This is a genomic window from Pedobacter sp. ASV12, from assembly GCF_016429155.1.
Taxonomy (GTDB): Bacteria; Bacteroidota; Bacteroidia; order Sphingobacteriales; family Sphingobacteriaceae; genus Pedobacter.
In genome coordinates this window covers 1-11,942 of sequence record NZ_JAELUC010000099.1, presented here as the reverse complement: position 1 = coordinate 11,942, position 11,942 = coordinate 1, and the positions used below count along the sequence as shown (strand labels likewise).

General features: G+C 46.0%; 7 protein-coding genes. 6 read left to right on the top strand and 1 reads right to left on the bottom strand.

The features are described from left to right. Window positions 1-815 precede the first annotated feature (815 nt). The 5 genes from JHD69_RS17245 to JHD69_RS17225 are packed head-to-tail and all read left to right on the top strand — an operon-like array spanning window position 816 to window position 10,168. Window positions 816-5,264 (top strand): beta strand repeat-containing protein, encoded by a 4,449-nt coding sequence (locus tag JHD69_RS17245; RefSeq protein WP_233166002.1) that lies wholly within the window; start codon window positions 816-818, stop codon window positions 5,262-5,264. Between the two features lie 27 nt (window positions 5,265-5,291). Further along, the gene (locus JHD69_RS17240; RefSeq protein WP_199141591.1) at window positions 5,292-5,864 is read left to right on the top strand and encodes a hypothetical protein; all 573 of its coding nucleotides are present in this window, start codon (window positions 5,292-5,294) and stop codon (window positions 5,862-5,864) included. Window positions 5,865-5,877: 13 nt separating this feature from the next. Further along, window positions 5,878-7,191: a gliding motility-associated C-terminal domain-containing protein gene (locus tag JHD69_RS17235; protein ID WP_233166000.1), complete on the top strand. Its 1,314-nt coding sequence runs from the start codon at window positions 5,878-5,880 to the stop codon at window positions 7,189-7,191. A gap of 25 nt (window positions 7,192-7,216) precedes the next feature. Then, a complete protein-coding gene (locus JHD69_RS17230) occupies window positions 7,217-8,182 on the top strand; it encodes a PorP/SprF family type IX secretion system membrane protein (RefSeq protein WP_199141590.1) in 966 nt (321 codons plus the stop codon). Window positions 8,183-8,215: 33 nt separating this feature from the next. Beyond that, window positions 8,216-10,168, top strand: a complete 1,953-nt coding sequence (locus JHD69_RS17225; protein ID WP_199141589.1) for an OmpA family protein — start codon at window positions 8,216-8,218, stop codon at window positions 10,166-10,168. 134 nt (window positions 10,169-10,302) lie between these two features. Here the strand turns inward: JHD69_RS17225 and JHD69_RS21520 are convergent, their stop codons facing one another. Continuing rightward, complete coding sequence (locus tag JHD69_RS21520; RefSeq protein ID WP_370583512.1) at window positions 10,303-10,464, bottom strand: PLDc N-terminal domain-containing protein; 162 nt, start codon at window positions 10,462-10,464, stop codon at window positions 10,303-10,305. A gap of 629 nt (window positions 10,465-11,093) precedes the next feature. Here JHD69_RS21520 and JHD69_RS17215 point away from each other — a divergent pair. Further along, a partial coding sequence (locus JHD69_RS17215; protein WP_233165998.1) for a M23 family metallopeptidase occupies window positions 11,094-11,942 on the top strand: 849 nt, incomplete at its 3' end.

Genomic DNA, 11,942 nt, shown 5'->3' with positions numbered 1-11,942 from the left:
CCCCCCCCCCCCCCCCCCCCCCCCCCCCCCCCCCCCCCCCCCCCCCCCCCCCCCCCCCCCCCCCCCCCCCCCACTCCCCCCCCCCCCCCCACCACCCACACCCACACATGTCGTGGTTCGTCGGCAGCCCCCCCCCCCCCCCCCCCCCCCAGGTGATAGAGCCTCGGCTTTATCACCTTTTTGAGAAGGGGCATTGCTTTCATCACACCCAGGTACGGCCGTATATTAAGGCTTGTGTATTGCCCATTTCTCCCAAAACAATGATTTTGTTATGATGATGTAGTGGGGAAGGCCTCCAAAAAACTTGTCTTTTTTATGTTTAACCGCTTCCAACTCATCTTCTCGTTGGCCTCGCTCACTTTATCCCTCCAAAAAACCTAAAATAGGTTACTCATGGCCTTGAGCTTCTTTTGATCCAGGTTGCATATCTTAACGATATGGGAAATTACATGGCGTGTACTTTTGTAGAATTAGCTATCCGATTTGTAGAAAGATAGCATTGATTATTTTAGCTTTTTTTTGCAATGCGTTGATTGCTAATGTGTTGTTCCTTGGGCTTTGTTTTGTGTGATGTTTAGATTTTGCCAAATTTTCCCCTCCAATCCCCCTTAACAGTACCCTAGTCTTGAAACTGTCTTGTGTAGTGCTTTTGCGGAATAAGCACCACGGGCTGTTGAGGGATATGCCCTTGTTATAATAATTTTATTTGTTATCTGGTTGGTTACCAGTTGTTTGCTTTTTTGGATTTTGTTTTGTGTAAGTACAGAAAACTTCCCTGTTTTAAATCAGAGTTTACTTAGAAACAAATATATATTATGGGGAAAATTTTACAAATCACAGTTGGTTTGATGTTGATGTCTTTTATCGCGTTCTCGCAGGAAAAGATAAAAGACGGCAGTGTTGCGGGCAATAACCTGTCCAATAAGGATGCCATTCTCGAACTTGAAAGTATAAGCAAAGGCCTGCTGTTCACGCGGGTATCGCTTAAAGCCACAACCGATGCCAGTCCATTATCCGCTCACGTAGCCGGTATGATGGTGTACAACATAGCCACGGCCGGCGATGTAACTCCAGGCATCTATTATAACGATGGGCTTAGATGGGTTTCTGCCAAAGGCCTAAAAGGCGATGCCGGCAACATATTGATCGAAAGCCAGCCTGGCAAAACAGGTCAGCCGGGAATTCCTGGACAGCCTGGTGGCCCAGGGGCTGGAACTAACATCGTCATAAACGATAGTGGTACATGGATATACAATCCTGCTACTCAAACATGGACAAATATGAGTGGCACGCCGGGCCCTAAAGGCGACAAGGGTGATGCAGGCTTAACTGGTGCCCAAGGACCCATAGGCTTGACTGGTGCTACAGGCGCACAGGGTCCAATTGGTTTAACGGGTCCGGCTGGTGCACAGGGCCCTAAAGGCGACAAGGGTGATGCAGGCTTAACTGGTGCCCAAGGGCCGATAGGTTTGACTGGTGCTGCAGGCGCACAGGGTCCAATTGGTTTGACGGGTCCGGCTGGTGTACAGGGTCCTAAAGGCGATAAGGGTGATACAGGTCCGGCAGGTTCAAAAGGGGATAAAGGAGAGGATGGCAACTCGGGCCCTCCAGGTACCCCAGGTATAGGGGGTATTACCCAAGCAGGTATAGGAATAAACATCAACGGTAGCGGTACGGCTGCTGATCCTTATATTATAAACAATACTGTTGTTAATACAGATAATCAAACCATTTCCAGTTTTAATTTTGATAACGTAACCGGCGAATTAACGCTGGTTTTAGAACGTGGCAATACCAAAACGGTAAACATCGGAGCAGTGAAGGCAAAGGCTTCAAACGGATTGGGCGTTGATGCGGCTACGGGTGAAGTACAGTTGGGCGGCACCTTGCTGAAGCCTACCACCATTGCTTTAGGCGCGAACCCGCTGGCTATTACGGGCTTGCCTGCAACAGGAACAACGGCCGACCAGATTTTGGTGGCCAATGGGGCAGGGGGTGAATTAAGGACAATGGCAGCCTCCAATTTTGTACAAGATTTACGTTTGGTAGACGTTAACAATCACCTGACGCAAGATGCCGGTGTAGGTTCGAATGGCACAAGCGTAGGGTCGGGTTCAGATATCGTTGCCATCGGCAAGGATGCCATAAGCAAAAATACATCTGGTGCATTTAATGTGGCCATTGGCTCGAATGCCTTGAGAGACAACACCGTTGGTCAGTATAATATTGGTATAGGCCGCAATGCATTGGGGCTAAATACAACGGGTTTGCATAATACAGCAGTTGGATGGAACTCGTTAGTTACACTCAATGGTGGCAATAACAATGTCGGTGTCGGCACTCAAACGCTGGCGACCAACCTTAATGGGAATAATAATACCGCTATTGGCCGTCAGGCAGGTGGTAATTTGCAAGGTTCGGGCAATGTGGTTTTGGGCTATCAGGCCGGTTATAACCAAACTGGCGACAACCGTTTAATGATCGATAATAGCAATACGAACAATCCACTCATTGATGGCGATTTTGCTGGCAGGAAACTCACGATTAACAGTACTCTGAAGATTGCCGATTTGGCTACTGGAGCTGTGGTGACTGCAGGCAATAGGCCAGTTGTAGCCGATGCCAATGGCCAGCTGATGATTGGTGCTACGCCCGCAACGATAACAGCCGACAACGGTTTGACCCAAAGCGCCAACAACATCCAGTTGGGCGGAACCTTAACCGGGGCAACTACCATTACTACCGACGCAAACAAAACACTGGCTGTGGCAGGCCTGCAAGCAGGAGCGTCGACGGATAAGGTTGTGACGGCAGACGCCAATGGCGTGTTAAGACAACTCGATCAAACCGCATTGACCATAGAGCCCTTACAGGTACAGGGCACGACCAACAAGGCCACGGCCAACAACATGCCTGCCTACCTGAACAGCAATTTGGCCCTAGGTGATTTTACCAACACTACATCTGCCAAAAAACTGGAGGTAAAAGGTGATTTAAGGACACTTGCCCAGGCCACTGACGGAACTTACCACAAGCTGGAAACCAATGCAAGCATGAACGGCAACCTGGTAAGTACGCTTTCTGTAGGCGATAATGCCGATGCGACACAGGCAACCGTAAAAGGAGAGTTGAACATTGACAAGACACAGGTTAATTTAACGGCAAAAACACCTACTTATACCAATAGGCTTACGCTTGATGGCGCCGGACTGAATACCTATAGCACCAACGGTCCTAATATCTCCAACCTTACTGTTTTCTCGCAGGATATTAGCCTCAATAATGCAGGCGCAACCAAGAGCGCATCACTAAACTTAGGTGCTGTTTATGGTTTGAACTTCTTGTATAAAGACGTTACCACAAACACTCAAGAGGCCAATTACGTTTTTCCCCGCAACAATGGTACGGCCAATCAGGTGCTAACCACCGATGGCGCAGGCTCGGAAGCGCAACTTTCCTGGAAAGATGCTTCGGCATTGGCACCAGAACCCTTACAGGTGCAAGGTACTACCAACAAGGCTACAGCCAACAACGTACCCGCCTACCTGAACAGCAATCTGGCCCTAGGTGATTTTACCAACACTACATCTGCCAAAAAACTGGAGGTAAAAGGCGATTTCAAGACATCGGTTCAAGCCGCAGATGGATACTATTATAACATGGAAACCAACAACACTCTGGTTGGAGGTGGTGCAAATTTTATTTCTGTGGCCAATGATCCCAATTTTGCAACAGCCCCAGAAGTTGGTGTACTGGGAATTAGTGCAGGTGGAAATTCGCTACTATCCAGAACCCCAAACGGAACTTCGGCCCTTGTACAAAATGGTAATGTTGGTTTGCTGGCCACCTCTACCGACCAGAACAACTCGGCCGCACTTTCGCTAACGGCAAGTTTTGGGGTCAATACCATCAACTTGACTAACCAGCAAAGCACCACAATGAACGTAGCCAGCGCTAAAGGTGTGAATTTTATCTATCAAAAGCCTTTTGGAGGAGTAGAAGGTAATTACATATTCCCCCGTGACAATGGCACGGCCAATCAGGTGTTAACCACCGATGGCGCAGGCTCGGAAGCACAGCTTTCTTGGAAAGACGCTTCGGTATTGGCACCAGAGCCTTGGCGCATTGAAAACACTACCAATCCTGCCACTACAAACATCCAAAACATTTACCAAGACGGCAATGTAGGCCTAGGCGATTTTATGGCTAGCAAGCCCATTGCCAGGTTAGATGTGAGGGGTGCTGTACGCGGAGGTACTCCCCATGCCCAAGAAATAGATGGAACCTCGGCTGTTGGAGTAAACTCTGCCGCTTTTGGTTTAGGCAACAGGGTACTTGGTCAAGCCGCTTTTGCCGCGGGCATTAACAACAGGGTGGCCGGCATAGGTAATGTAGCTTTGGGTAGAGAGAACGATGTTGCAGGTCCTAATTTTGGCATCGCCGTAGGTTATCTTAACAAAATTACAAGCGATGCGGCCGCCATCGGATACAATAATACGATAGATGCCAATTACAGCATAGGCATAGGCAGCGAGAATAATATTGCCAACACAGGGGCCTATAGTGCGGCCATTGGGCAGGGCAACACCGTAAGTGGCCAATATGCCATTGGCATTGGACAAAGTAACACCTCGAGTGGCCAATACTCGGCAACTTTGGGTGTAGCAAATGTAGCTTCGGGACCACTTTCTTTGGCTATTGGTGGCAGTAATATGGCAAGTGGCCAAACATCGGTTGCTTTGGGCACTAACCTTAAGGCTACTTCAAATGTAGAATTTGTATTAGGCCGTTTTAATGCCATTACCACCGGAGATGCCAATAATTGGGTAGCTACTGATGCCTTGTTCCAAATTGGCAACGGAGCTGATGCAGCCAACCCTGCTAATGCCTTAACTGTGCTTAAAAATGGTAATACCGGTATTCAAACTGCAGTGCCAAACTCCGCATTAACTGTAAATGGTTCGGCCAACAATTTATCCTCTTATGATGCGGCCAATAGTACCACCATCGATTTTTCCAGAAGCAACCTAGCTTATTCAACCGCTAACCGAGCAAACACTTTTGATTTAACCAATTTAAAAGACGGTGGTACGTATACCCTGGCTTTAAAAGGAAACGATGCCGGTACAGCTGCTTTTACGGCCACTGGTTATACGATCCATTTGCCAACCGATCATGGCCCCTCGGTTGCCAATAAACATTCGGTTTATACCCTAATTGTAATGGGTACCGATGTATATATGAGCTGGATAGCAGGATATTAATTACTAAAAATATTTTTTAGCCAAACCATGGAAATCATTAGAAAACATATATTATACATCGTGTTGCTGTTATTGGCAAGTATGGCCGTTGAAGCGCAAGTGCCAGGTACACCTTTCTTTTGGAAGAGAAAAGCCTTGGCTCCCGACTTAGCGCCCCAGTTCATTTTTGGAAAATCTGCTTTTCCACCCTATGGCCCTACAGGCATGGGAGTGAAGATTAGGAATATAGGGCAGGCGCCTACCTCAGGTACGGTAAGCTTTAATCTTGCAATTGCTCCCCCTCAGCTTCTAGACCTGGCTTTCGACCCCAATGCTACATCAGTTAATATTAAGTCCGCTGCTGGTCCCGTGGTTAATTTTGCAGTCGAGAACACAAATTGGACAATAACTGCAGATATCATCCATGGGATCTTCGTTTTCACTTCAAAGCCAGGTGTGGTAATTCCGGTTGGCGGCTCGGCAACAATAGGCCTGAACATTAATTGGAACCTGGGCAACTTTGGCGATCCCGTTGATATATATTTCAGTGTCGATCATGCTGTTAATGAAACGAACTTTTCAAATAACATAGACTATTTACCTTTAAGTTTTGGCCCTTAAATCAATGAAAAGAATGAAAAAATCATTATTGAGGCCGTTTTTTGCCATTTTATTGCTGGTCGCCAGCTTCGTTTCGAATGCCCAAACAGGTGCCGGTAGTAAGAGCGTTGAAGGGGCGATAGTTCCTGGGCAGCGCAGTACGGTTAATGTAGCCACAGGAACTGTGAAGCAGTGTTTTGCCGAAACTACCTGCTTTGGCCCAGGCAGCAATTGGACAATTGACGGTACCTTGGAAATTTGGAGCCGTTATATTTGGATAGCACCTACGGCCAATATCAGTGGCAAGGGCAAGATTGTAATTTACAACCCTGCGAGCAGTCCGTATTACAATGATTCGGGTGCTCAGGCAACAGTAATAGACGGTAATAATGGCAATTTTATCGCCTTGTTGATGGAGCATCGAAATCCCGAAAACATGGTGCTTGATGATGTCTCCGATCCGGGCTTTGGTACCGCCAATCCTGTTGGTGCGCTGTCGGCAACTCTTCGTACCAACGACATTTTGGATCTCTCGGTAGATCGTGCCGATATTCTGCTCAATGGACATAACCTGGAATTCGGTACCGATGGAAAAATAATGAACTATTCGAAAGACCGAATGGTAGTAACAGGCAATAACATTGCGGGACATGTCATCAAGAACTATTCGGGTGCTAATAGCTTTGTTTTTCCCTTGGGTATTGCCGAAGGAGATTATACGCCGGCAACCTTGGCAAGCTCTTCAGATGCACGGTTATATGTAGGCGTACAGAACTACCGGTCGGCAGGGCCTGTGGTGCCAAAACCGCAACTGGGCATGGACCGTATATGGCATGTTTATGGTGCGCCTCAAGCTGGCATCGATATGACGTTGCAACATAATCCCAATACCAACGGCCAATTGTTCTTCGATGCCAATGCTGCCATAGCCAGGTATGCTGGAGCTAATAGGTGGGATTACCTGAAAGGAACAAACCCATCTATCGGGGTGCATGCCAGAAACAGTATCGTTCCGAGTGCTAACGGTACAGCTAATGGAAGTTATTTTACCAAGCTTTCAGTATCAGGTTCAGATCTCTTCATCCCCAATGTTTTTACACCTAACGGCGATGGCAACAACGACACATTCGAAATCAAAGGCTTGGAGCTTTTTGCTGAGAATGAGCTTGTAATTGTAAACAGGTGGGGCAACGAAGTATACCGCGCCTCGAGCTACCGCAATAATTGGAGTGGAGAAGGACTTAACGAAGGAACTTATTACTACCTGCTCCGCGTAAAAGAAACCAAGTCGTCTGATTGGCAGATATTCAAAGGCGATGTCATGATGGTAAGGGCTTTTAAAAAATAACAGACCAGCAAACGAACAGAATAAAATGAAAAAACTTTTATGGATCATATGGTTACAGACCCTGTGCCAAGTATGCTATGGGCAACAAGATGCACAGTTCAGCCAGTATATGTTCAATGGCATCTACATCAATCCGGCTTATGCCGGGTACCGGGAACAATTGAACCTGCATGCGTTTTACCGTACGCAGTGGACGGGGATTACCGGTGCACCAAGAACCATGTGTATGGCTATTGATGCGATTGCGAATGATGGCAACGTTGGGCTTGCCTTGCAGGCAACAAGCGACCGTTTGGGGTCGCAACGCAACGATGCCATTTATGGCAATTACGCCTATCGCATCAAATTTAATGAGGAGGGCACCTCTCGCCTGGCCTTTGGCATAGGAATTGGAGCAGTGCAGCTTGGTGTTGATGGTGCTCGACTTACACCTAATAATCCGGAAATAGACCAGCCTGTAGGAATGCAAACCACCATAGTTCCCGATGCGCGGGCAGGCGTTTTCTTTGCCAATGAAAGGTTTTATGCGGGTTTTAGTGCCGATAATCTCGTTTCGCAGTATATCGATGTAAACAGGTATGCCTTTATCCCGAAGCCCAAGCCCCATTACTATCTTACGGCAGGTATGTTGGTGCCCCTGTCATACGACTTTCAACTCAAGCCTTCTTTCCTGCTGAAGGATGACAGAGGTGGCCCCACAAGTTTGGACATTAATGCCTTCCTGATTATTTCAGAAAAATTTTGGATCGGAGGCAGCTATCGCACAGGAGTGAAACTGTACAACAAGAATTATCTGCCAAAGAATCTCTCGCAACTCAATACTGCCGTAGGAGCTATTCAGTTTTTTCCAAATAGAAGTTTTAGACTGGGCTATGCCTACGATTTTTCGATTGGCCCACTCCAAGGCTATAGTGGTGGCACCCACGAATTGTCTATTGGCTATTTTTTTCAGAGAAAGCATATCAGGATGCTGAGTCCGCGATATTTCTAAACCGGCTGTGGTGTCTTGACTAATCCAATGAGCATGAAATACAACAAAATACGACTGGTACTGGCGGTTGCTTTGCTGGCCACCACAACTTGCCAAGCACAATATGTGCTGAAAGAAGCAGACGAACAGTATAAACTATTCAATTACGAAAAAGCGATTGGCTTCTATGAACAGGCCTATCATAAAAAGCCCTCGATAGGGGTGGCCGAGCGCTTGGCCGATTGTTATACGCGCTTGCGCAATTTTGCACAGGCCGAAAGCTGGTGCGCAATCGCAGCGAATAAAACGGATAGCAAGCCAGCAAATGTATTGGCCTATGCAAAGGCATTGCAACAGAATGCTAAATATGCAGAGGCCAAGATAACCTACCGGAAATACGCCGGTTTGGAAAAAAGCCTAAAGGTCGGCCAACTGGAAACATGGTTGATGAGTTGCGATTCGGCCATGCATTGGATGGCGAATCCCCAAAAAATCAATGTCGAAAATAGGCATAAGTTCAATTCCCCTACATCAGATTGGGGTGTCGGCTTGTATCAAGGAGCAATAACTTTTGCTTCAGATAGAAGTCGCGCAATAGAAAAAAAAGCTGTTCAGGAACGGCCATTTTTGAAGTTTGATGGCTATGAACTGCCTGATAGAGCAGTTTACGGCTGGACCGGCAATGCCTACTTAAGACTTTATGTAAGCAATACCAAAGACAGTATTTCGCTTTTTCCATTAGCAACAGCCAGCAATTATCACTTAGGGCCTGCAACTTTTACCGACGATGGCAACGAAATGTACTTTACTTTAACGCGGATATCATCAAAACCGGTTTTCGAAAAAGGTGGCCTTGCAACGGCCAATATTGGAATATACTCGAGCAGGAAAGGAAGCGATGGCAAATGGTTGACTCCCGAGGCTTTTCCATACAACGATAGCAATGCCTACTCAATGGGCGATCCTTTTGTTACGCGCGACGGCAAGCGTCTGTATTTTGTTGCCGACAGGCCCGGAGGGCTTGGTGGTACCGATATTTATGTATGCTGGAGAAACGAAGCAGGCAACTGGGGTAGTCCAGTTAACCTGAAAGAGATCAATACTGCGGGCAATGAGCGTACGCCTTTCTTCGATGAGCAAGGTTATCTGTACTTCAGTAGCGATGGCTTTGTGGGCATGGGCGGCCTCGACATATTTGTGGCCCGGATGGTTAACGGGAAGTCGGTAGAAGTGAAGAATTTGGGCTATCCACTCAATTCGCCACAAGACGATTTTGCTTATGTCAAAACAAGCCAATTTCAAGGTTATTTAAGCTCAAACCGCCCAGGTGGTGCAGGTAGCGACGATATCTATAGTTTCATCGAGCAAGAGCAACCCTCTGGACTAAGGCTGGTGGGCAGGGCATTGGATAAGGTTTCGGGTTGGCCATTGGCCAATACCATTGTCACCCTGTCGGGCACAAAAACTTCGCCAGTGAAAGTGCAAACGGATAGTACAGGCCATTTTGGATTTGATTTACAAAAAGGCAATTCTTACAGTCTTTCTGGCGAGAAAACAGACTACATAGGCGATAATGCCTCGATCTCTACAGATGGATTAGTGGCGTCTACCGTGAAAAAAGATCTATTGCTGGTGCATGTAACAATCAATAAGGCTATTAAGCTCGAGAATATCTATTACGATTTTGACAAATCGAATATCCGGGCAGAAGCCTCCATAGAATTAGACAAACTGGTAAAGATCATGAAAGGGAATCCTACAATTTGGATCGAATTGGGTAGTCATACTGACAGCAGAGGCAACGACCAGTACAATTTGGCACTGTCGCAGCGGCGGGCGGATGCTGCGGTGAGGTATATTGTTGATCGGGGTATTTCTCCAAACAGGATTTTTGCACGGGGTTATGGCGCAAGCCAATTGCTCAATGGCTGTAAAAAAGGGGTGAAATGTACGGAGGCAGAACACCAGTTGAACAGAAGGACGGAATTCAAAATCGTGAAGCAGTAAGTAGGGAATACCTCTTGTTTGCTGACCCAAGTTCTGTACCAACAAATAATGAAGTTCATCAAAGAAAATCAATAAGGGGCGTTGCTTTGGGTAGCGCCCTTTTTGTTTAATCCAACTTACCTCCGCAAAAGCTGCTATTGGGCTTTGGTACGGAAAAGAAAAACGTACCTGCTGTAGATGAGGTAGGTAACAGGCCCAAAAAATGGCAGGAGAACTATTAAAAGCGTCCAAATGATTTGGTGGTTTTTCATGGCTTTATCCCTTGATAAATCAATCAGCGATAAAGCCGGTAGCACTAATGCAATTCCAAGTAAAAATATTTCTTCTAAACCTATAGCTAAATTGTTTTGTGGCTTATGCTTACATTCCCTTCTAGGCTAAGCAACGTAAGGTATTCTTTGGTGTTTGAGAACACGGATATAAACTTCTTTTATAATTTACGAAGTTATTGAGGTGAAATTTAAAATGTGAAAAAATAGAACATTTTTTAGTGTAAATATTTCTTTTTGAGAAAGTTATTGTTGTTAATCTATAAAATGACACTTCAGGTTAACGGTTTTTAAAATATAGGCTAAAGCTAAATACAAGCTGGGATTATCTTTTACGACTAACCGTAAAAAAATATTCTGCTCATTGTGTAAGTTTTAAAAAAAACAAACAACTAATAGTTGAAAAAAGCATATATGAGAACTTTACTACTTTTGATGGCTGTTTCAATAAGCGCCACATCTTGCGGGCCCAATTCCTCTCCTGAGAAGCGAATCGCTATAAAAAATCAAGAACTGAGTCGAAAAGTTGAAATGATTTTTAGACAGCAAAAAATATTATGTGACAGTATATTGATCCTGAAGAAAGAAATAGACATCATCAAACATAAATAAGCATGGCTATGGCAAGGAATTTCACGAAAAAGATACTATCATTTATGATAGTGGTACTGATTACTACCAGCGCGATTGCGCAGCAAGAACCGCCACAAGCCAAGTCTATGATCAAGTTGTTTACAGAATACTTTAATGCAGGTTATTACAACCAGATTTCCAGTTTATTCAATGAAAAAGCAAAATCCAAATTCCCGACCGAACGGACTATGGTTTTCCTTCAGCAACTGCATAGCAAGTATGGTAATATAAAAAGCACCACATTTATAGCCTTAGAAAATACATTTACGACTTACCTTACTGATCTTGATAAGGGGCAGGCTGTGATAGGGATAGCCGTTGATAGTCTTTTCACACTCAATGGGTTGTTCGCTAGGCCCTATGAGACTGTTGTTCCGTTGAAAGTTGAACGCAACACGACCAAGTTATCACTGCCCTTTAGTTGCGAGTGGAGTATCTTTTGGGGTGGCGATACCAAGGCGCTTAACCTACACAATGGCATAAAATTTCAGCAGTACGCATTTGATATCGTTATCAACGGGGTGAATGGCCGCTCTTACAAAACAGATGGAAGAACAAATAGCGACTACTACGCGTTTGGCGAAAAGATACTGGCTCCAGCCGATGGTACCGTAGTGCTTGCAGTCGATGGTGTCGCAGATAATATTCCCGGCAAGGTAAACGCCATGTACATACCAGGTAATTCGGTTATGTTGAAAACCGCAAATAATGAATATCTCTTTTTTGCCCATTTCAAACAAAACACCGTAAACGTAAAAGAGGGCGATGTGATAAAACAGGGGCAATTGCTTGGGCCTGTCTCTTATACACATCTAAAATGGGGGGGGGGGGGGGGGGGGGGGGGGGGGGGGGGGGGGGGGGGGGGGGGGGGG